This window comes from Phycisphaerales bacterium (assembly GCA_020852515.1).
Classification (GTDB): Bacteria; Planctomycetota; Phycisphaerae; order Phycisphaerales; family UBA5793; genus UBA5793.
On the sequence record JADZAS010000023.1, the window covers coordinates 48,363 to 70,590 of the forward strand.

General features: G+C 64.8%; 15 protein-coding genes. 9 read left to right on the top strand and 6 right to left on the bottom strand.

Annotation, left to right across the window (positions count from 1 at the left end; translation table 11 throughout):
• Positions 1-183 precede the first annotated feature (183 nt).
• A complete protein-coding gene (mgtE, locus tag IT430_15230) occupies positions 184-1,695 on the bottom strand; it encodes a magnesium transporter (protein MCC6909290.1) in 1,512 nt (503 codons plus the stop codon).
• Between the two features lie 126 nt (positions 1,696-1,821).
• Here mgtE and IT430_15235 point away from each other — a divergent pair, with 126 nt between their 5' ends.
• A complete protein-coding gene (locus tag IT430_15235; GenBank protein ID MCC6909291.1) occupies positions 1,822-3,561 on the top strand; it encodes an iron ABC transporter permease in 1,740 nt (579 codons plus the stop codon).
• A 3-nt stretch (positions 3,562-3,564) separates the two neighbouring features.
• Here the strand turns inward: IT430_15235 and IT430_15240 are convergent, their stop codons facing one another.
• A complete protein-coding gene (locus IT430_15240; protein ID MCC6909292.1) occupies positions 3,565-4,374 on the bottom strand; it encodes a response regulator transcription factor in 810 nt (269 codons plus the stop codon).
• Between the two features lie 189 nt (positions 4,375-4,563).
• Here IT430_15240 and IT430_15245 point away from each other — a divergent pair, with 189 nt between their 5' ends.
• Genes IT430_15245 through IT430_15255 form a run of 3 tightly spaced genes read left to right on the top strand, consistent with a single transcriptional unit; the run spans position 4,564 to position 7,543 of the window.
• The gene (locus IT430_15245) at positions 4,564-5,772 is read left to right on the top strand and encodes a tyrosine--tRNA ligase (GenBank protein MCC6909293.1); all 1,209 of its coding nucleotides are present in this window, start codon (positions 4,564-4,566) and stop codon (positions 5,770-5,772) included.
• A 23-nt stretch (positions 5,773-5,795) separates the two neighbouring features.
• On the top strand, positions 5,796-6,326 hold the full coding sequence (locus tag IT430_15250; GenBank protein ID MCC6909294.1) for a methylated-DNA--[protein]-cysteine S-methyltransferase: 531 nt from the start codon (positions 5,796-5,798) through the stop codon (positions 6,324-6,326).
• Between the two features lie 29 nt (positions 6,327-6,355).
• Entirely contained in the window at positions 6,356-7,543 is a 1,188-nt protein-coding gene (locus IT430_15255) for an RtcB family protein (protein ID MCC6909295.1), read from the top strand.
• A gap of 3 nt (positions 7,544-7,546) precedes the next feature.
• On the opposite strand, the gene IT430_15260 is transcribed toward IT430_15255, so the two are convergent.
• Complete coding sequence (locus tag IT430_15260; GenBank protein ID MCC6909296.1) at positions 7,547-8,152, bottom strand: hypothetical protein; 606 nt, start codon at positions 8,150-8,152, stop codon at positions 7,547-7,549.
• A gap of 176 nt (positions 8,153-8,328) precedes the next feature.
• Between IT430_15260 and metF the strand changes: the two genes are divergently transcribed.
• Positions 8,329-9,219, top strand: a complete 891-nt coding sequence (gene metF, locus IT430_15265; GenBank protein MCC6909297.1) for a methylenetetrahydrofolate reductase [NAD(P)H] — start codon at positions 8,329-8,331, stop codon at positions 9,217-9,219.
• Between the two features lie 74 nt (positions 9,220-9,293).
• Here metF and IT430_15270 read toward each other — a convergent pair whose 3' ends face one another.
• Positions 9,294-9,893, bottom strand: a complete 600-nt coding sequence (locus IT430_15270; GenBank protein MCC6909298.1) for a DUF1579 domain-containing protein — start codon at positions 9,891-9,893, stop codon at positions 9,294-9,296.
• Between the two features lie 158 nt (positions 9,894-10,051).
• On the opposite strand from IT430_15270, the gene IT430_15275 reads away from it, so the two are divergent.
• Positions 10,052-11,566 (top strand): aldehyde dehydrogenase family protein, encoded by a 1,515-nt coding sequence (locus IT430_15275; protein ID MCC6909299.1) that lies wholly within the window; start codon positions 10,052-10,054, stop codon positions 11,564-11,566.
• A gap of 89 nt (positions 11,567-11,655) precedes the next feature.
• Here IT430_15275 and IT430_15280 read toward each other — a convergent pair whose 3' ends face one another.
• A complete protein-coding gene (locus IT430_15280; GenBank protein MCC6909300.1) occupies positions 11,656-12,615 on the bottom strand; it encodes a ChaN family lipoprotein in 960 nt (319 codons plus the stop codon).
• Positions 12,616-12,695: 80 nt separating this feature from the next.
• Positions 12,696-13,643: a lipoyl synthase gene (gene lipA / locus IT430_15285; GenBank protein MCC6909301.1), complete on the bottom strand. Its 948-nt coding sequence runs from the start codon at positions 13,641-13,643 to the stop codon at positions 12,696-12,698.
• A 232-nt stretch (positions 13,644-13,875) separates the two neighbouring features.
• Here lipA and IT430_15290 point away from each other — a divergent pair, with 232 nt between their 5' ends.
• The 3 genes from IT430_15290 to IT430_15300 all read left to right on the top strand — a co-directional run bounded on the left by IT430_15290 (position 13,876) and on the right by IT430_15300 (position 22,197).
• Positions 13,876-15,474, top strand: coding sequence for a polysaccharide biosynthesis/export family protein (locus IT430_15290; protein MCC6909302.1), 1,599 nt, complete (start codon positions 13,876-13,878; stop codon positions 15,472-15,474).
• 143 nt (positions 15,475-15,617) lie between these two features.
• A complete protein-coding gene (locus IT430_15295) occupies positions 15,618-17,504 on the top strand; it encodes an exosortase/archaeosortase family protein (protein ID MCC6909303.1) in 1,887 nt (628 codons plus the stop codon).
• Between the two features lie 10 nt (positions 17,505-17,514).
• Positions 17,515-22,197, top strand: coding sequence for a tetratricopeptide repeat protein (locus IT430_15300; GenBank protein MCC6909304.1), 4,683 nt, complete (start codon positions 17,515-17,517; stop codon positions 22,195-22,197).
• The last annotated feature ends 31 nt before the right edge of the window (positions 22,198-22,228 follow it).

The following is a 22,228-nucleotide window of genomic DNA, read 5'->3' on the forward strand; positions in this document are numbered from 1 at the left end:
TTCCGTTCGATGGGCGTTCGCTCAGCTCCGTCGATGGGCCGAGAGCGCGCCTGACCCGTTCCGACACGTTCCGCGCCGGCCGCAAGCACGGCGTGCGGGTCCAACAGTGTCTCGCCCGGTCAGGCACTCGTCAAGTGGTTGGCGTCAATGATTTTCGGGCCCCCTCCGGGCGTCGCGCGCCGTTCAGCCGCCGGGCGGTGCCAGCAGCAGCCGCTGGAGCACGCTCGCCAGGCCGAGGAAGGTGAGAAAACTGACCGAATCCGTCACCATGGTCAGGAAAATCGTCGATCCCGTTGCCGGATCGAAGCCATACCGATCGAGCACCAGCGGCATCGCCGAGCCCGCCAGGCAGCCCGTCCCCACTGACGCGGTCATGGCCAGCGCTATGACGATTCCCAGTTCCCACTGCACGCTGCGCAGGCCAAGCAGCGTCATCGCCGCCACGATCAGTCCAATGCACGCACCGACGAGGAACCCGTTGAGCACGCCCACGGTGACTTCGCGCCGCACCAGCGGCCAGGCTCGCCGGCCGCGGACTTCGCCCAGCACCAGGCCGCGCAGCGTGACCGCCAGCGACTGCTGGCCGGCGTTGCCGGCCTGGTTGGCGATGACGGGCATCAAGACGGCAAGGATCGCCAGTTCGGCAATGAGGTGATCGAACTGCAGCACCACCATCGCCGCCACCATGGACGTAAAGACGTTCACGACCAGCCAGGGAAAGCGTCCGCGAAACTTCTGCCAGATGCTGCTGTAGACCGCCTCGCCCATGCCGGCGCCGACCATCTTGTACGCGTCTTCGGTGTGCTCGGCGCGGATGATGTCGAGCACGTCATCGACCGTCACGATGCCCAGCAGCCGGCCGGCGTGATCGACCACGGGCATCTCGTTGTAGTCGTAACGCTCAAACGCGGCGGCGATCTCTTCGCGGTCGGTTTCGGGGCGCAGGTAGTCCAGTTCGTCGTCGACCAGATCTTCGATCGGATCCGTAGCCGACGCGACGATCAGGCTCTTGGGCGACACCGTGCCCACGAGGTGCTGCTTCGAATCCACGCAATAGACCTGGTTAAACTCGACGTCATGCTGGCGGCGGAGCGACTCGATGGCCTGCGCCACCGTGGCGTCGCGCCGCACCTTGACAAATTCGATGGTCATCATGCCGCCGGCCGTCTCGGGATCGAATCGCAGCAGTTGCTTGAGATGCACGGCGCTGGCGGGCGGGAGCACGTCAAAGAGGCGCTCGCGCTCCTCCTCGGTCATGGCCTGGAGGATGTCGACGGCGTCGTCGGCTTCCATCCGGTCGAGGTAGCGGCAGGCGATCTCCGCACCGTAGTCGGTCATCACCTGCCGGAGCACCTCGACGGCCCAGGGCGTCTCCATCGCGGCGATGTCGGCGGCCGCCTCGTCTTCGGGCATGCGCACGACCACGTTGGCCGCGGCATCCATCTCGATCTCTTCGAGGGCGTCGGCGGCGTCGGCAGGCTCGAGGGCCTGCACCGCCGGAGCGAGCACGTCGACATTGACGAGTTCAGGCGCGGAGAGAATCCGCGCAACCGTCTGATCGAGCGGAGACTCGGCCGTCACATCCTCAAGCAGCGGCCGCGCGCTTTCAATCGGCGTCTTGGCGAGTTCGCCGGCGATCGGCGCGCGATCCACGGGCGCCTCCGGCTGGTCGTGTTGCTCCGGTCCGCTGGACATGGCACGAGTGTAGGTCGCCGAGTCGTTGCATCCGCGCGGCGCGTGAAGCGCTCGGAAATGAAGCGATGGCTCCTTGCGCTTTGTGAATCGGCCGCGCCCGTCGCCGCGGTCTACTGTTTCGACCGCATGAGACTTCGGCTGCTTGGGCAACAGGTTCTGGTTCTGGCGCTGCTGGCGGTGCTGGCGGTGTTCCTGATCTGGCCCATTGTGCTCACCGTGCGGGGCGGCTTTGTCGGCCCGGATGGCGCGTTTTCGTTGGCGCCGATCCGGCTTGTTTTTGCCGACCCGTCGCTTCGCGAGAGCCTGGCGAGCTCGGCGATGATCGCCGCAGTTACCACGGCCCTGGCGGTCGCGATGTCGCTGCCGCTGGCCGTCGTTTCGGCGCGATACGCCTTTGCGGGCAAGCGGCTCTGGAACGCGCTGGTGCTCGTGCCGCTCGTGCTGCCGCCGTTCGTGGGCGCCATCGGCATGAAGCACATCCTCGGCCGGGCCGGTTCGCTCAACGCGCTGCTGGGAACCGAACTCGACGTGCTCGGGCAGGGCAAGTTCTGGGGCGTGGTCATCGTCGAAGCGCTGCACCTCTACCCGATTGTCTACCTGAACGTGCTCTCCGCCCTGGCGAATCTGGATCCCACGCTCGACGAAGCCGGCCGCAACCTTGGCGCCGGCGGTTGGCTGCGCTTCCGGCGCATCACGCTGCCTCTCATCCGGCCGGGGATCTTTGCAGGCGCCACGATTGTCTTTGTGTGGTCATTTACCGAACTGGGCACGCCGCTCATGTTCGACATGCGCCACGTACTGCCCGTGCAGGTGTTTTACCAGTTGAAGGAGATGGAGTCGTCGGCCCAGCCTTACGCGCTCACGGTAGTCATGCTGGTCGCGGCAATGCTGCTGTACGCGCTGGGCAAAGGCGTCTTCGGCTCGCGCGGCCATGCGATGTACTCCAAGGCGTCAATCCGATCCGAAGAGCGGCCGCTGGGACCGGCGGGGACTTTGGGCGCCTGGCTGCTGTTCGCGGCGGTCATCGTTCCGGCAATGCTGCCGCACATCGGCGTGATCGCGGCGAGTTTCGCCGCACCCGGCCAGTGGTACCACTCCGTGCTCCCGCTGCAGTGGACAACGGATCACTACAGCGATGCGCTCGGCCACAGCCTGGCGATGGGCTCAATTGCCAATTCGCTCAAGTACGCGACGATTTCGATGCTGCTCACGCTGGTGATCGGCACGCTCATCGGATACCTCATCGCGCGCGGCCGGGTGTTCGGGCGCGGATTGCTTGATGCGCTGTCCATGCTGCCGCTGGCCGTGCCGGGCATGGTGCTCGCCTTCGGCTACGTGGCGATGACGTTGGCTCCGCCCTTCAGCTGGGGCCGTGAGGCGGAGGGTTGGCGAGCATGGCTGGCGCCGCTGGCCGAACGGTTCGACGTCCTTGGTCCGGAGGCCAATCCCCTGCTGCTGCTCGTGATTGCCTACGCCGTTCGCCGCCTGCCGTACATGGTGCGCTCGGTGACTGCGGGCCTCGAACAGACCGCCGTGGAACTCGAAGAGGCGGCTCGCAACCTCGGCGCCGGGCCGCTGCGGACGCTCTCGGTCATCACGCTGCCGCTGATCATGGCGAACCTGATTGCAGGCGGCCTGCTCGTGTTCAGCTTCTCGATGCTCGAAGTCTCCGACTCGCTGATCCTCGCGCAGCGCGAGGTGCACTACCCGATGACCAAGGCGATCTACACGCTCTACCAGCGTCTGGGAGACGGCGAGTACATCGCGTCGGCCATGGGCGTCTGGGGCATGCTGCTGCTCATCGTGACGCTGACGGGCGCTTCGGTGCTCATGGGCCGAAAGGCCGGTGCGCTGTTTCGCGTGTGACCGCTATTCGGCCCGTTCAGCCGTTCCCGACCAGAGCGCCATGAATTCGGCTCGCGTGCTGACGTCGAGTGCCTGGTAGATCGACTTGGTGTGGTCGTGGATGGTGTGCTCGCTGCGCTGGAGCCTGGCGGCGACTTCGCGCTTGCTCAGGCCCTGGGCGAGCATTTCGGCAACGCGCAACTGCCCAGGCGTGAGGCGCTGGCGAAGCGACGCCATGCGGGCGGGTCCCTTGCTCATGGCCTCGATGTACAGCCCTTCCGCAGCCCGCCAGGCCTGAAGGAGGGCCGCCCGACGTCCTGCGTCATCGGCCGCCACTCGCTCAGCCGACCACACGGACAGAAACAGCGTCCGTCCGGTCTCGCGCCGAGGCTCCCCCTTGTCCAGGGGGCCCCCGAAGTAGTCCAGCGATTCGACGCCGAGCCGGCGCGAGTAGGCCTCAAAGGTCCGGCGTTCGTGGTCCGATTCGTAGCGGCCGCGCGTGAGGCGACCTGCAATGGACGTTTGGACCGTCTCGGCGATCACGCTGGGAGTGATTCCCGCGTCGTCGAGCGTATGCATGAATTGGCTGTTCCAGCGGGCGGCCTCCGCGGGCTGGGTGGCGCTGACGCCAAGGTGGATGAACTCCCATCGGGATGCATCCGCCCCTTTCCCGTCCCAGAGGGAGACGACCTGGCGCGGGGCCAGGTGGGTTCGGATGATCTCCGCCGCGGCCGTCAGCCATTCCGCAGGTGCGGCGGCGTGAATTCTGGACATCGCGATGATGCAATCAGTCAGCGCGTTGAGATGATCGCGCTGGTCGGCAATGCTGACCATGTTGTGCTGTTCCTTTACCTCGACTGGAGGCGGCGCCCGGCACACGCTCGTGCGTGGTCCCCCCGTCACCGCAACGTCCAGACATAACGATAGCACCGCTGCGCGATATTTGTTACTGCTCTCCAGCAGGATGATTGCGCCAGGCGCCGCCGCGGCGATTCCACCCCCTCCAACGGATAGGATCACGCCATGCCACAACCGGATACGACGATCGACGCACTTCTGCGCGGTACGGCGGCAGTCTACACGCGCGATGAGCTCGCCGGCAGGCTCGCAAAGGCCAGCGCCGCCGGGCGTCCGCTGCGCGTGAAACTTGGCCTCGATCCGTCAAGCCCGGACATCCATCTCGGCCACACCGTGGTCCTCGGCCTGATGCGCCGATTTCAGGATCTCGGCCACATCGCGGTGCTCATCATCGGCGACTACACCGCTCGAATCGGCGACCCCACCGGCAAGTCCAAGACGAGGCCGATGCTCACCGAACTGGAGATCGACGCCAACGCCCAGACGTATCTCGAGCAGGCGACCCGTGTGCTCGACGCCGATCCGAGCCGGCTCGAAGTCCGCCGCAACAGCGAGTGGCTCTCGAAACTGACGTTTGCTGACACGATCCGCCTGGCGAGCCACATGACCGTGGCCCGCATGCTCGAGCGCGACACGTTCGACAAGCGATACAAGGCGGGTCAGCCGATCTCGGTGCACGAGTTTCTCTACCCACTCATGCAGGGTTGGGACTCGGTGTGCATCCGCGCCGACGTCGAACTCGGCGGCACCGACCAGACGTTCAACAACCTCGTCGGTCGCGACTTTCAGATCGCCAACGATCAGCCGCCGCAGATCGTGATTACCATGCCGATCCTGCGAGGGCTCGACGGGCGCGAGAAGATGAGCAAGTCGCTGGGCAATTACATCGGCGTGACGGAGAGCGCCGACGAGATGTTCGGCAAGACGATGTCGATCCCGGATGACCTCATGTCCGAGTGGTTCACGCTGTGCACCGCCGTCCCCGCCGACGAGATCGAAGCGCTGTGCGATGCGCAGCGCACGCACCCGCGCCAGGCCAAGGAGCGACTCGGCCGCGAAATCGTCAAGCGGTTCCACGGGCCCGAAGCGGCACAGCGCGCGGCGCAGGAATTCGCGTCCCGGTTTCGCGAGGGCAATCTTCCAGCCGATCTGGAGACGCACCGGCTGGCGCTCGAGTCGGCGGGCGTGCTCGACCTGATGCGCGAAGTCGGCTTTGCCGCCAGCAACAACGAGGCCCGCCGACTGGTCGCCCAGGGCGGCGTGAGCATCGACGAGCAGAAGGTCTCCGATCCGACGCTGACGGTGCCGCTCAAAGCGGACGGTATCATCCTCCGCGTGGGCAAGCGGCGCGTCTGCCGAATCGTCCGCGCATGACACCGCCATCCCGGAGGTCAGAGATGAGAGCCCACCAGTGCAGCGCTGCCACGCGCGTCATCCCTGCGGCAATCGGACAGTTGATTATCCACTTGTCCGCTGATGGGTCGCTGCGATCGCAATGGCGGCAGCTGGCGGATGAAGGCGGCCATGTCCGCAGGAAAGGCAACTCGCCATGGCTCGACCACGTCGCGGATCGCCTGCGCGGCTACTTTGCCGGCGACGCCATCCCCGACTGGTCCGACGTGCCAACACCCGAGGGCCCCGAATTCCAGCGCCGCTGCTGGGAGGCTTGCCGGAGCATTCCGCACGGGCAGGTGCGCTCGTACGCCGAACTGGCGGAGATGGCGGGTTCGCGCATGGCTTCGCGCGCCGCGGGACAGGCGATGCGCTGCAACCCGCTTTCGGTCATTGTGCCATGCCATCGCGTCGTGGCCAGCGATGGCAGGCTGCACGGCTATGCGGGCACGACCAACAGCGCCAGCGATGCGCTGGGCATCAAGCGCGGCCTGCTCTCGCTTGAGCGCAACGCCGCGCTCGCCGCGGCTTATTGATCCTCCTGGAACGAACCCGAGGCGACAGCATGCCTTTCCGGACCGAACTGTGCGGCTCCGTGCAATGGAACTCGTGGGGCCTGGACCTTGATCCCGCATCCATCGAGCAGATGCGCAACGCGTGCGAACTGCCCGTGAGCGTCTCGGCTGCGCTGATGCCCGATGCGCACGTCGGCTACGGACTGCCCATCGGCGGCGTGCTCGCTACGGATAATGCCGTGATCCCGTACGCGGTCGGTGTGGACATTGCCTGCCGCATGAAGCTGAGCGTGCTCGATCTGCCGGTGAACGCGCTGCGCGGCCAGGTGGATCGGCTCTCAAACGCTCTGACGGCGGAAACGTCGTTTGGCATGGGCGCCAGGTGGGAGAAGAAGCGCGATCATCCGGTGCTGCAGATGGACTGGTCTGTAAGCCCCGTGACGCGGCAGGCGCGCGACAAGGCGTGGTGGCAACTGGGCACCAGCGGCTCGGGCAATCACTTCGTCGAGTTCGGTCGCCTGACGCTCGACGAGCCGGACCTGGGCCTGGCCGCGGGCGAATACGTCGCACTGCTCAGTCACAGCGGCAGCCGGGGCGCCGGCTTTGCCGTGGCCAATCACTATTCGAAACTGGCGATGGAACTGCACCCGGAACTGCCCAAGGCGCTGCGACACCTGGCCTGGCTCGATCTCGACACCGATCCCGGCCGCGAGTACTGGGCGGCAATGGAACTGATGGGCGCCTACGCCTCGGCCAACCACGCGCTGATCCACGAGGGTGTGGTGCGAAACCTCGGAGCACGCGCGATCGCCGGCGTGGAGAACCACCACAACTTTGCATGGAAAGAGGAACACGGCGGTCGCGAGGTCATCGTTCACCGCAAAGGCGCCACTCCCGCCGGTACTGGCGTGCTGGGGGTCATCCCCGGCTCGATGGCCGATCCCGGCTTCATCGTGCGCGGCAAGGGAAGCGCCGCCTCGCTCAACTCCGCTTCGCACGGCGCCGGGCGCGCCATGTCCCGCTCCGAAGCGCGAAGGTCTTTCCGCTGGTCGCATGTGAAGAAGCTGCTCGCCGAGCGCGAGATCACGCTGCTCAGCGCCGGTCTCGATGAGGCGCCGATGGCGTACAAGGACATCCGGCAGGTCATGGCCCAGCAGGATGATCTCGTGGACGTTGTCGGCCGGTTCGATCCCCTTATCGTGCGCATGGCGCCCGATGGCGAGCGTGCCGAGGACTGAGCCTCATTCGATTTCGACGTTCTCGATGCGCCGCAGCACGCCGCTCGCCTCAACGGGAAAGAGCAGGCTGAGCCTTTCAGGAGTCAGGTACGCGTCGATTTCCGCCTTGGCGCCGGTGAGGTGCACGTTCTTCGACTGGGTCGCGGCAAACCCCTCGACCACCTCGCCGTCTCCCTGGGCTTCACCCTTGAGTTCGCCTCGCTTGATGGCCGCGGCGAAGCGGTCCGCATCGGCTGCTAAGTAGATGATCTCTCCCGATTCGGTGATCAGCAGCCGCGTCAGCGAATAGCGCGTTTCGCTCTCCTGCTCGCGCTGTTCGGCGATCTGCAGGATGACGGCCTCGCCCACGGCGCGAACAAAGACTGTGTCCTGCTCGATCGTGAACTTCTGCTCGCCGTCGTTCCACCGGGTGGTGCCGACGTGCGTCTTGCCCTCGCCGAGGTGGTGCACGAAGAAGATCGAATCGCCGCCGACCCACGCGCCTTCGAGCCTGGCCGCCTGCTCGGCATCAATCGGCTCGCCGAGCAGGTGCGTAGTAGTCACCGACGAACAGGCGCCCAGGGTCAGAAGCAGCAGGGCAAACAGTATTGAATTGAGCGATCGAAGCACTTGAATCTCCTCTCATGCCGTGGCATTGTTGGTGTCAAAATGGATGAAGGATGATGCAGCGCTGCTGATTGTGAGTCAAGCCGGCGTGACGCGACTGCGTTGACCAGCGCGCCCGGGCGTTTACACTCGCTTGGGTCCACGGACAAGCGCCGCGCGGGCGCGCCACTGGAGCAGGCATGCGATTCGACCAGATCCTGGCCGATCATCGACCGAGCATTTCCTTCGAGTTTTTTCCGCCCAAGTCGGATGAAGCCGCGAGGACGCTGTATTCGACGGTTTCCGGGCTCGAACCGCTCGGGCCCTCGTTCGTCTCCGTCACGTATGGCGCCGGGGGATCGACGCGCGACCGCACGCGGGAACTCGTACTCCGCCTGAGGCGCGACACGACGCTGACGACCGTGCCGCATCTCACGTGCGTGAACTCCTCGCGCCGCGAGATCGCAGAGATCCTGCAGAGTTACGTCGAGGGAGGAGTCGAAAACGTGCTGGCCTTGCGCGGCGACCTGCCGCCCGGCGCCGAGCATTTCGAGCCACCCGCGGATGGGTTCCGCTACGCCAGCGACCTCGTCGCGTTCATCCGCAAGGAGTTCCCAGCGCTGGGGATCGGCGTGGCCGGGTATCCGGAAGGGCACCCCGAGACGACCGACAAGATGCTTGATCTCGACAACCTCAAGCGCAAGGTGGACGCGGGCGCTGACGTGGTCATCACGCAGCTGTTCTTCGACAATCGCGACTTCTACGACTTTGTCGAGCGCTGCGAATTGGTCGGCATCAGCAAGCCCATCGTGGCCGGCATCATGCCGATCCAATCCATCGCCGGAGTCAAGCGCATGGCGAGCCTGAGCGGGGCGCGCCTGCCGGCCGAACTGTTGCGGGCCCTGGCCCGGGCGGGCGATGATGACGAGCGCGTAGCCAGCGTCGGCGCTCACTGGGCGGCCGACCAGTGCCGCCGCCTGCTCGACCACCAGGTACGCGGGCTGCACTTCTACACGCTCAACCGGTCCGCCGCGACGCGCCGCATCTACGAGAGCCTTGGCATCAAGCACTCACATCAGTTGCGGGCCTGAAGCGGAGCGGCGCACCACAAAAAAAGCCCGCGCTCGTCAAGCGCGGGCCTCCGGGATTCGCGGGTGAAATCGCTTCAGCGCCTGCGGGTGTACACGATTTCCATGGTTTTCATTTCGTCGCCGCCGCGCTTCTCAAACCACTCGAACGTGTACTTGTCCGGGCTCACGATGGTGATGACCTCGCGGCACTTCTGAATGCCGCCCATCTCACCGAGGTTCATCTCGCACTCGAAGTTGAACACCTTGCCGTCCTGCGTGCAGTGACCCTCAGAGGTCATCAGGCCCGTGGACATCGAATCGCCCCAGACGTTGATGTACTTGCCGGTCATGTTGTCATAGCAGGTGAGGCCCTTGCCGGTGAACTTTTCGCCCTCCCACTCGCCCTCGTACTCGCCTTCGAGGTAGCGGCCGTCCATGATCATGCGATTGACCGCGACGCCGGTCGAGACCATGGGTTCGCCGCCTGGCTCCATCCACATGGTGTTGACGACGTCCCAGGTGCCGACCATGGACTTGAGGTGCTCCTGATGTTCGCCGGGCTGGTTCATGGCCTCCCACTGGGCCATCATCTCTTCCGGATCCATCTCCGGTTCGTCGGACGAAGCACAACCGGTGAATGATGCAAGCGCAACCGCCGCGGCGGCCGACCAGCCGAAGATGCAAAGCCGATTCATGACGTCTCTCCTGCAATTGATCACCCGATCGAGTTGAAGCCGGGCAACGTGCCGGCGGCGATCGGTATTTGTTCGGATATCTTTGCATCGTGGAGCGTCTTTGGCAAGTTCGCGCCAGCCGACTCGGAACCGCCCGCAGGGCCCGGCTACAACTACCCATGACTGCCTCCAGACTTCTCTCGACCCTCGGGCTCGACACTCATCCCCTCGTGTCCAAGGCGCGCCCCTCGGAGGGCCAGTGGATCGCCACGGAGAATCCCACCACAGCTGAGTCGATTGCATGGGTGCGCCTGTCCGACCGCGTCAACTACGACGCAGCGGTCGTGAGCGCCGCCGACCGGTTTCGCAAGTGGCGGCTCGTTCCGGCTCCCAGGCGCGGCGAAATCGTGCGGCAGATCGGACTGGCCATCCGCGAACGAGTCGAGCCGCTGGGCGAACTGATCTCTCTCGAGATGGGCAAAATCAGAGCCGAGGGCATCGGCGAGATCCAGGAGTGCATCGACATCTGTGACTTCGCCGTAGGCCTGTCGCGCCAACTCTACGGCATGACGACGCACTCCGAACGGCCGCAGCATCGCATGTACGAACAGTGGCACCCGCTCGGGCCGATCGGGATCATCACCGCATTCAATTTTCCAGCGGCGGTGTGGGCCTGGAACGCGATGGTCGCGGCCGTGTGTGGCGACACGATGATCTGGAAGCCGTCACTGCTCACCCCGCTGACCGCGATCGCGCTGCACGAAACCGTCGAAGCAGTCATGCGAGCACACGATCTCGAAGGCGTGTTCGAGTTGATCATCGGCACGGATGAGCAGGTCGGCGAAGCCATGATCCGCGACAAGCGCCTGCCGTTGATCTCGGCCACCGGCTCGTGCAGAATGGGCCGCCACATCGGGCAGGTGGTGGCGTCGCGGTTGGGACGAACACTGCTCGAACTGGGCGGCAACAACGCGCTGATCATCTGCGATGACGCCGATCTCGATCTGGCGGCGCGCGCCGTCGTCTTCGGGGCCGTGGGCACCACCGGCCAGCGCTGCACGACGACACGGCGGCTGTTTGTCCAGCGCGGCGCGGCCGAAGAGGTCACCGGCCGACTTATCAGCGCCTACGAGACCATCCTGCCGCGCATCGGCGATCCGCTCGATCCGCACACGCTCATGGGGCCGATGATCCATGTCGGCGCCGTCGAGGCGATGATCAAGGCCGTTGACCAGGCGCGGGCGCAGGGCGGTGAGGTGCTTTTCGGCGGCAATCGCCTGCAGCGAACCGGCTACTTCGTCGAGCCCACGATCATCCGCGCCGCCGCGTCCATGCCCATCGTGCACGAGGAGACGTTTGCTCCCATTCTCTATCTCATCGAGTTCGACGATCTCGAGACGGCTATTGCGGAGCAGAACGCGGTGGACCAGGGGCTGAGCAGCGCGATTTTCACGGATTCGGTGCGAAGGGCGGAGCGCTTTTTGAGCCACGCCGGCTCCGATTGCGGCATCGCGAACGTCAACATCGGAACCAGCGGAGCCGAAATCGGCGGCGCGTTCGGCGGCGAAAAGGACACCGGCGGCGGGCGCGAGTCAGGATCGGACGCGTGGAAGGCCTACATGCGCCGCCAGACCTGCACGATCAACTGGGGCAGCGAACTGCCGCTGGCCCAGGGGATTCGATTTGAGCAGTAACGCTTCGGAAAACCGAATCTGGTGGAGCAATGCGTTGTTCCGGGGCATCTACCCGGGCGTGGACATCGCGATATGAACCAGTCGTCGACCTACCGCATCCGCTTCTCGGAATCCGGTCCGACGTAGATAACGCAATCCGCGCGGCCCTCATCCTCTTCGCGCAGCGTGTCGGACCAGTCGTTCACCATCGAAATCGTCCAGAGGAGGACGTCGCTGCGCTGATCGGCAATGCGCGAAACCGTGCCGCCGGAGTAGTCACAGTGCATCTGCCCAACGACGTGCACAACCGGGTGCCGCCCCTGGGCGACGGCCGACAGGATTGAATCAGCCATCGTGGCGTCCCACATGTTCTGCGCGCGGTAGTAGCCCTCGCCGTCGACCGGCGGCGCATTCGGGTTCGGGCTCCCCTCGCCGTGGTCCCCCATCATTTCAAAGAACTTCTCGCGATACCGGCCGCCGGTGAGCGACTCGGGAACGACGAACAACCTCTGCTGCTCGGCGCTGAGTTGACGCAGCGAATCGAAGCCATCGAGGCGTGCTTTTGTGACATACCGACGGGGAGCATTCGCGGCGATGACCGGTTGTCCGTTGGCCCTGGCCGTCTCGACCATGGCCCGGTGGCCCGGAGGATAGTTCGATGCGAACCGGTCAGCCGCGGCCCAGAACTCCGGTTCCTTTTCAGTGACTCCCGTGAGGTAGTCATCAAGCGAGACTTGCTCATCGCGCTCGAAGAACTCCATGCTCAGCGCCGCGTCGGGCTGCGCCGCCGCGACCTGCTCCCACAGCCGTAACGCCGTGGCGAGCCCGATCGGGTGGCCGTGCCTCTCGCCGATGAGCACGACGTCGGCCTCGCCGGCCGCCCGGACGAGATCCTCCCACTGCATCGGCGAGCCGTTCATGCCGTTGAAGAGGCGCAATTCATGCACATCAACCTCTGCGACTGGCTCATTGGGGTCGGGCAAGGGGCGCACCATCCGATCGCCCGGTCCCTTGCAACCCACCAGAAGCGACAGGCTCGCGATCACTGCAACTGCGGTTTTATGAATCATGCGCAAGGATCGCACGCGCCGGGGGCCGGTCAACCGGCTTGCGCCCAATCAGGTTGACATTCCTGAAAGGTGAGGCGCGCTCAGCCGCCCAGCGCTTCGGCGTTGAGCGACTTTGACCTCGGCCGCACGAGCGGGGCCGCCTGCTTGTCTGCATGGTAACTCGAGCGCACCATCGGGCCGCTTTCCACGCCGCGGAAGCCTCGCTCGAGACCCTCCCGCCGGAAGCGCTCGAACGCGCCAGGATCGACCCAGCGATCCACGGGCAGGTGGTTGCGCGTCGGCTGAAGGTACTGGCCGATGGTGAGAATGTCGCAATCGCTGCCGGCTCGCACATCGTCCATCAGTTCGAGCACTTCGTCATCGCGCTCGCCGATGCCGACCATGATCCCCGTCTTGGTGACCAGCCCGGCGTCCTTGCAGCGGCGCAGCAACTCGATCGATCGATGGTACTTCGCCTGGGGGCGGACCGTGCGGTACATCCGCCGCACCGTTTCCATGTTGTGGCTGAGCACCTCGGGTTCGGCGTCGATCACCTTCTGCAGCGCGTCCCATTTGCCGCAGAAGTCCGGTATCAGCACCTCGACGCTCGTGTCGGGGCACATGGCGTGCGTCTGGCGGATGGTCTCAGCCCAGATCGACGCTCCGCCATCGGGCAGCTCGTCTCGGTTGACGCTGGTGATGACCACGTACCTGAGATTCATGATCCGCACGGCGTCGGCCACGCGACCCGGCTCATCGACGTCGAGCACCGGCGGCCGGCCGGTCTTGACATGGCAGAAGCCGCACGAGCGCGTGCAGACATCGCCGAGGATCATGATGGTGGCGACCCCGTCGGCCCAGCACTCGCCCATGTTGGGGCACTTGGCCTCTTCACAGACGGTGTGGAGGTTGTGGCCCGTGACCAAATCGCGCAGTTCGTGGTACTTCTCTCCCCCGGGCAGCCGCGCGCGGATCCACTGCGGCTTGCGCCGGCGGAAATCCAGCGGCTCGGCGCTGAGGATCAGGTTGGAAAGGCTCAGGCTGCTCATGGGAACTCAAGTTTATGCATCGGCTGGATCGGGTGGCGCTGGAGTGAAAGTCTGCGGCCGCCGTTGGGGTCAGGTCGATAGTCGCTGGATGACCGCCTTGACGGATCTGCATCGTCAGGGCACGCACGGCTCACCGCGGATAAGATGCCAAAGGCCGAGTTCCGGCCCACGGCGCCCTCCCGCGGCCCGCGCCGCAGCCCAGCCGATTCTCCCTTCATCGGAGTTCGACACGATGACCGTCGATTCGACCCGCTCTGAGACAAGTTTCACCCGACGCAGCCCGCTGGCGATGCGGCGCTGCGTCCTTTCCAATGTCGCGCGGCCGCGGCCGTTTTTTGCCCGCGCGGGGCTCTGCGGCATGGTCCTTTCCGCGGTCAGCCTGACCGGCTGCCAGTGGGACTCGTTCATGGACCCGTCCGTGACGGGCCGCTTCGACGAGACGCCGATCCGCGTACCCATTCTCGACCGCATCGCCGTGATCGAAACCGATCAGGACGATTCGATCCAGGCGACGGAGATCCAGCCGTCGGATCTGATTGCCGAGCCGGTCATCTACAAAGTCGGCCCCGGCGATCTGCTGACGATCGATGTCTTCGAGTTCATCGCGCCCGGCCAGCCTTACGTCATTCAGCGCAGCGTGGATGAGCGCGGTTTCATCACCATCCCACAGTTGGGACAGGTGTACGTGGCGGAACTGACCGAGGCCGAGATCCGCGACAAGATCGCCGATCTCGTTGATCCGCAGTTCGTGCGCAATCCGGTGGTGAGCGTCGTTTCGGAAACCAAGCGCCAGACCACCTACAACGTGATCGCCGGCGTGGGCACCTCGAACACCTACTTCATTCCCGAGCCGAACTTCCGCCTGCTCGACGCCATCGCAACGGCCGGCGGCATTCCCGACACCGTGCGAACCATCAGGATCGTGCGCCAAGTTCCGCTTAAGCGCGAGGTCGAACTCGGCCACGGCAGCCCGGAGCGCGACGATCCGATGGACGATGAAGTCCCGGTAGAAATGCCCGAGCCGCGGAGCCCGGACGAGGACATTCTCGATCTCATCGATGACGTGATTGAGGGCACGCCCGACAAGCCCGGTGTGGTCGGAGCCGACGCCTCTGATTTGCGGCACCGCACGAGCCGGCGCCAGCCGCCCGCCGGCGATGGCGCGCAAAATGTTCCGCCGGCGATCGATATGCCCGCTCCAGCAAGCGAGGACCGCGACACCGATTGGGCCTACCTCGGCGGCAAGTGGGTGCAGATCGCGCGCAGTCCTGAATCCAAGGCCCTGGCGGCCAAACAGGAGACGCAAGAAGCCGAGCAGGAGTTCGAGCAACTCGTGACGCAGCGCGTGATCGAGGTGCCCGTCGAGCCGCTCATGGATGGGCTCGCGTCGTACAACATCGTCATTCGCCCCAACGACATCATCATGATCCCGCGACCGCTGCAGGGCCTGGTGCACCTCGATGGCGAAGTCGCGCGAGGCGGCACGCTGGCCATCCCGCTCAACGGCCGCCTGACGCTCAAGCGGGCCATCGCGGCCTCCGGCGGCCTTGGGCCGCTGGCCATTCCCGAACGCCTTGAGATCCACCGCATCCTCAACGACAACCTCGAAGCGATCGTCATGCTCAATTACCGGGCGATCAAGGAGGGCGTCGAGCCGGACGTGTATCTCAAGCCTGACGATCTGATTGTCGTGGGCACGACGTGGTACGCAGCGCCGCTGGCGGTGATCCGCAACGGCTTCCGGACCTCGTATGGGTTCGGATTCCTGCTCGACCGGAACTTCGGCAATGACGTGTTCGGGGCGCCTCCAGTGAACAGGGTTGGCCAATAGTCCTGAAAAACCGGTCCAATAACGGAGCATCTTGCTACAATCCGGTGTTTTGGAAACCGGAAGCGGCCGATGGTGATGCTGCCCGGTACGGGTATTCCCGGACCCGGGTCCTATGAGCGGATCGATCGGGCAGACCAGGCAACATGCAACCTCGTGCAGGGACAGGCAAATCCGAGGCCCGCTTAGCGCCAGGGACGTGGGTCAGCATCCTTCTGCTGGGCCTCGCGTTCTGCGCGTTCTTCTACCATTTTCTGCTCAATCAGATCGAGCACAGCCGTGACCCGGACTGGTCGCACGCGTACTTGGTGCCGTTCATCTCGCTCTACTACATCTACGAGAACCGCCGTCGGATCCTGACGCTGCCGGCGCGCGTGAATCTGCTCGGCCTGCCGCTGATTCTCTTCGGTGTGGCCGCGTACTTTTTCTTCACCTTCGGGCCGACCTTCAATCACTTCTTTCAGGGAATGGCGATGGTCACGACGCTGATGGGCGTCGTACTGCTGATGGTCGGGTGGCGCATGTGGCTGGCGCTGATGTTCCCCATGCTCTATCTGATCATGGGCATTCGCATGCCGCCGCGCCTGCTGCTCCAGGTCACGCCGACGCTGCAGGTCTGGGCGTCCAAGGGCTCGTACTACCTGCTCAACATGATCGGCTATGACACCGACATCTCAGGTACGGTGCTGACGCTGTACCGGAACGGACAGTCGATTCCGCTCAATGTCGCCGAAGCGTGCGCGGGAATGCGCATGATCGTCGCGTTCATCGCCCTGGGCATCGCCATTGCGTTTCTGATGACGAGCAAGTGGTGGCAGCGCATCGCGCTGGTCCTTCTCGGCGTGCCCGTGGCGATCCTGATCAACGTGCTGCGCGTCACGACGCTCGGCGTGGCGGCCACGTACAACGTCGATCTGGCCAAGGGCCAGACGCACCTCTACATCGGCATGCTGTGGCTGATTCCCGCGTTTCTGCTCTACATGGGAATCGTCTGGGTCATTCAACATCTCTTCATCGATGGCGCGGACTCCCACCCCGCGGACAAAACCGCGCGCACGGCGCCGCCGGCCGTCATCATGCGCTCGCCGTCGCCGCTGCATCGGCGCCTGGTTCCAATCATGGTGGCGCTCTTTGCGGGCGGCGCGCTCGGCTTTGCCCCCGCGCAGCAGTGGCTCGGCGTCTATCTTCGAAAAGAGCCCGTCCCGCTGCGCCGCCAGTTGAGCGAACTGCCGATGCAAGTCGGCCGCTGGAAGACGATCGGCAACGACGAAGTCGTATCGGAGGAGATTCTGCGCGAATTTGGCACGGAGGAGTACGTCACCCGGAACTTCGCCATCGACGGCGATCCCGCCAACGGAATTCTCCAGCTGCATGTGTCGTACTACACCGGCGGCATCGACGCCGTACCGCATATTCCCGATCGCTGCTACGTCGGCGGCGGCCTGACGAGGTCGGCAACCACCTCCGCCATTCGGCTTGACATTGATGACTCGCTGTGGTGGCCCGATCCCGAGTTTGACCCGAGCGATCCTCAGGCAGGCGCCGAGCCGTACCGCATGGCGCAGACGTCGGATCAGAGCCGGCAAGTCGTTCGCATGCCGCGCCTGCCCAACGGCCTGCACCTCAATGCGGCGGAGTACTGGGATCAGCGAAAGCCCGATGACACGATTGCGGCCGGCTACCTGTTCGTCGCCAACGGCGGCGTCACGGCTTCTCCGGAGGGCGTGCGCCTGCTCGCGTACGACCGATCATCCGAGTTCGCGTACTACTGCAAGTTGCAGGTCACACTCCAGCGGCCCGACCGCGGCGTCGATCGCCATGAACTGGCCGCGGTCGCCTCCGAGTTCCTCAGCGCGATGTTGCCCGATTTGATGTCCTGCCTGCCCGACTGGTGGGAGGTGGAGCACGGCCAGTGGCCGCAGATTAAGGCATCGGATGATTCCGAATCGGGGGAAAGCCCTTTAGGCTACAGGACTTCAGAAGATGCTGGCGTCCCGGGCAGTCGGCAAGTGCCGCTGCACGGCAATGGATGAAAGGCTCTCTATGCCCGCTCGGATCAACACGAAAGTCGTCATTCCGCTCATCGTCATCCTTGCCGTACTCGCTGGCGGCGTAATCGGTCTGGCCTGGTACACCGTGCGTCGAAGTCCCGAGTACTACCAGCGCAAGGGAGATGCGGCTGCAGCCACGAGCGACTGGCGCACCGCCGAGGAGTTCTACTCGAAAGCGGTCTTCCAGGATCAGGGCAACATCGAGTTGCTCGATACGTGGCGCGAAGCCATCCTCAAGATCGTGCCCGCCGACGCGATTGAGGCGGAGAAATACTGGCGCGACGCCCAGGGTGTGCTGAAGAAGAAGACCGAGAGCCGCCCTTTCGAGCCGCAGTACCACATTGACTGGCTCAGTCACATTCTGGAGCTGGTCATGCCCGACATCAGCTCGGGCAATGCGACGTACCTGGCGGACCAGGCGAACCTGATGATCGAAGGCAAGCCGAGCAGCGACGACAACCCGCTCTGGGAACAGGCATACCGGTTCCGCGGCATTGCCAATGCGCACCGGGTTCGCGAGACAGGCCTCGATCCGCAGATACGGGCGCAGGCCATGGAGGACCTCAATCACTGGCTGGCGCAGCAGCCCGATGACGCCGTCGCGACCGCCGCGAAGATGAAGTGGCACGCGTTCTCGGCCGAGTCGATGGCGTCCGGCTCCAAGCCGCGTGAAGCACTGGCCGAGGTCGATCAGGCCGAGTCGATAGGCACTGAGTACCTCAAGGCGCATCCGAACAGCGTGCTGGTCGCCACCACGCTCGTGGAGACGCTCGAGGTTCGCCGGTCCATCGAGCGCCGGCTTCCGGAGGGCCCGAGCGACGCGGCGGCGAGGCAGCAGGAGTTGCTCGCGACGGCCGAGCGCATGGCGCTGGACCAGTCTGATCTGCCCCCGTGGATGAGCCGCCGCCTGGCGATGGTGATTGATGGGCTTTCGGATGATCGAAACCAGGCCGCGCCTCGCGCCTTGAAAGTGCTCGAACACGCTCTCGAATCGAAACCGGAGAACCCGAGTCTGCGCTTCGAGCGGGCCAGATACCTCGCGCGAAGCGGCGAGTCAGAGCAGTCGCAGGCCGCGTACGAGGCGATCATCGAGAGCGCGAATCTTCCGGTGAGTTATCCCTCGGTGAAGCTCTTCGAACTGCGGCCGGCTGCCGTCAGCGAAATGTTCGATCTGGACTTCGAAGCCTGGGCAAGGACGAGTCCAAACGATGCCGCGGCGTCGCAACAGGCGCGCGACCAGGTCAAAGCGAGGCTGAATCAGTATCGAAGTATGGTTTCGGACACCGATCCGCAACTGCTGTTCATGGACGGATGCGTGGCACTGACCGACGGCAAGGCCGAAGTCGCCGCCAACCGCTTCAACCAGTACCTGTCCACGGTTGGTGACAACGAAATCACGACCAACAAACGCATCAGCGCGCTGCTGCTGCTCGCGTCGTCACTGCGCCAGTCCAACCAGATAGGCGCGGCATACGGATACCTGGCTCAAGCCGACCAGCTCGCCGGCTCCGTCAGCCCCCGAATCATCCGAGGACTGATCGAAACGGACCTCGCATCGCGCAACTTCGACCGGGCCGAGCGGAATCTGAACCGACTCGTCGCCCTGGATCCTGATTCGCCCGCGACGACGGATCTGCGCAACAGCCTGGCCATCGCACGCGACGGGGCCGGCGCCGGCGTTGTCGATAACGAGGTTCTCGCCGCCATCGTCGAGGCCAACGGCCTGCTGGCAAAGAAGGAAGTGGATCAGGCGCGGTCGATGCTGCTCTCCGCGCGCCAGAAGTATCCTGAGAACATCGCGCTGATCTTCAACATGGTCCGGCTTGAGCAGAGCCAGGGCAACACCGAGAAGGCAATCGAGTACGCCGATGAGGCGCTGGCCATCAATCCAAAGTCCGAGGAACTGCGAATTCTCAGAGTGATGCTCGCCGGCGGAGACCTCAAGGCCGCCATCAGCGAAGTGATCGAAGACCGAGCGGGCCTCACCGAATTCGAACGGCACATGGCCAAGGCCATGGCGTACGCCAAACGAGGCTTTGCCGCCGAAGCGAATGCGGAGTTTGACGCGGCAAAGGCCATCAACCCGGATGCACCGGCCATCATCGAACGGGACTTTGGGCTCGCGTTCCAGCAGAACGATCTTTCGGCCATGCTCAAGGTGGTGCGCCATGCGCAGGAGACCAATGCCGATCTCGCTAAGGGCCTCACGTACCGGGGGCGCTATGAACTGGCCAGCGGCGACGTCGCCGCGGCGATCGCCACGCTCCTGCAGGCGAGTAATCTCAAACCCTACGACGGCGCGGTGTGGCGCTTCCTGGGCATTGCGTACCGCGAAGCCGGCAACTACACCGGCGCGATCGATGCCTTCGGCAAGGCGCTCGACAGAGAGCCGGACAACGTCGCCACCCTGAAGGAACTGGCGACGCTTCAGGTTCAGCGTGAGGAGTACACCAAGGCGCTCGAGAGTATTCGAAAGGCCCAGGCCTACGCGCCCTCGGATGTCGAAATCCAGAACCGCCTGCTCGAACTGGAAGGAATGCATGGCAATCGCGCCCGAGCGATCGAGATCCGCGAGAGCATGCGCGACAGCGGCGGTGGCGTCGAAAATTCGCTGCTGCTGGCCCAGTTGTACGAACTCGACGGGAAGTACGACGAGGCCAGGGAAGTGCTCGATTCGGTTACGCCAGCCGACGAACGGGAGCGCCTTCTGCTCGCTCAGTCGCGCGCCCTCTGGCACCAGCGTCAGAACCAGGCGCAGGAAGCGCGAGACGCACTGCTTGGGTTCATCGAGTCAACTCCCCCGCCGTCCAACGAGATGATGATTCAGGCGATGCTCGCCTTGATGGGACACTACGTCGAGACCGGCCAGACCGACGAAGCGATCAAGACGGCCGAGCGGGCCGTTCAGTATCAGCATCCCATTCGGCGCGAAGCCGATTTCAATCTGGCGGCTCTCTATGAGAAGCAAGGTCGGATGGAAGACGCCGTCAAGAAGTACGAAGAGGCGTTTGTCAGCGGCGAGGAAACGCCCCACTTGGGGCTCCTGCTGATCGACCTGCACCTGGCCCTTGCCGGCCCGACGGAAACGCAGGACCCGGCAGGCGCCGCCCGGCACCGCGCGCGAGCCGCGGAACTGCTCGATGAGATCGAAAAGGAAAATGGCACGAGCGTCGAAGCGCTGCTGCTTCGCGGGCAACTGCTCGTACAGAACCGGGAGATCGACGCGGCGGAGCGGCTGTTCAATGACGCCGTGGCGCGCTACCCGCAGGATTCACGCGTTTATACGGCGCGGGCCCAGTTCAACCTCGCCTGCATCATCGAATCGGCCGACGTCGGGCGCGCCAACCGCGTCCGCGCTGATGTCGATCAGGCGATGGAGCTGAGCCCCAATGACCACAAGCCGCTCCTCACGCTCGTCGATCTGGCGAGGGCGCGACGTGATCCGGCGACCGGGGCTTTCAGCCCGGACTACGACACGATGATCGCCACATGGCGGCGAATCCTGGAGATCGATCCAAACCAGGATGAGGTACGCGCCGAGATGATTGAAACCGCCTTCTCTCGAGGCCAAAACTCGCAAGCGCGAATGCTCCTTCAACAGGCGATGGACCTGCAGCCGGATCGCGCCGCATGGTTCACGATTCGCGGCGATCTCGAGCGCAAGACGGGCGAGCGGCCAGAGGTCTACACGCCGTTCTACCTGCAGGCGTTCGAGAAGCAGCCCAGCGCCGACCGACTCGCCAAACTCTCGCAAGGCTTTCTGCTGTACAATCCGCCGCGCGCGTCCGAAGTCATCGCACTCTACGCGGAGTGGGGGGCAGGAGTCGGCGATGATCCGACGCATCGGCTCATCCTCGCCCGGGCGCAGGCGGCCGAGAAGAACTGGCCGGCGGCCCTGGAGGGCCTGCGCGAAGCGGCCCAAGTGACACTGCGGGTGACGGATGAGAATCGCCGCGACTTCCTGATCCAGGACTGGTATCAGACGTTGCCGGTGGTCGCCGCGCCCGATCAGTACATCAGCCTGAGCGAGGAGTGCTTCGGCTCGTTCGATGACCCCTGGCCGCAGGGATTGCTGGGCAACGCGCTGTACATCGCCTCCACTCAACCGCAAACGACTGACCCCGAGGGGCTGCGCCAGGCGGGAATCGAGCGGCTCGAAGCGGCGAGGCGCCGCATCGTCGCGATGGCCCCCTCGCAGCGCAAGACGCGCCTGCAGCAAGAAGTCGGCTGGAGCCTCGCGGGGGCCTACCACAGTGCCGGCGAGCCGGCAAAGGCCGTCGAGGTGTGGCGTTGGGTGCTCGAATCGGCTCCGGATCACTTTGGCACCCTCAACAACCTCGCCTTCGTCCTCGCCAACGACCTCAACGACCCGGTGGCGGCGCTGGAACCGGCAAAACGTGCTTACGAGGCCGATCCTGCCGACCCGACGGTGCTCGATACCTATGGTTATGTGCTGTTTCGGAACAATCGGCTTGATGACGCGGAGAGGGTGCTGCGCGACAGCTTGGATCGACTCGAGCAGGCCGCAGCCCGGATGCACCTCGGACAGGTTCTTGCGGCCAAGGGCAGCGTCGAGGCGGCCCGTCGCGAACTCACGCGGGCTCGAAGCCTCTCCGAGCAGCAGGGCAACGCAGCGCGAGTCAAGGAGATCGACGAGATTCTCAAGACCCTCTAGCGCCAAAGGCTGCGACCACTGGCGACTCGCC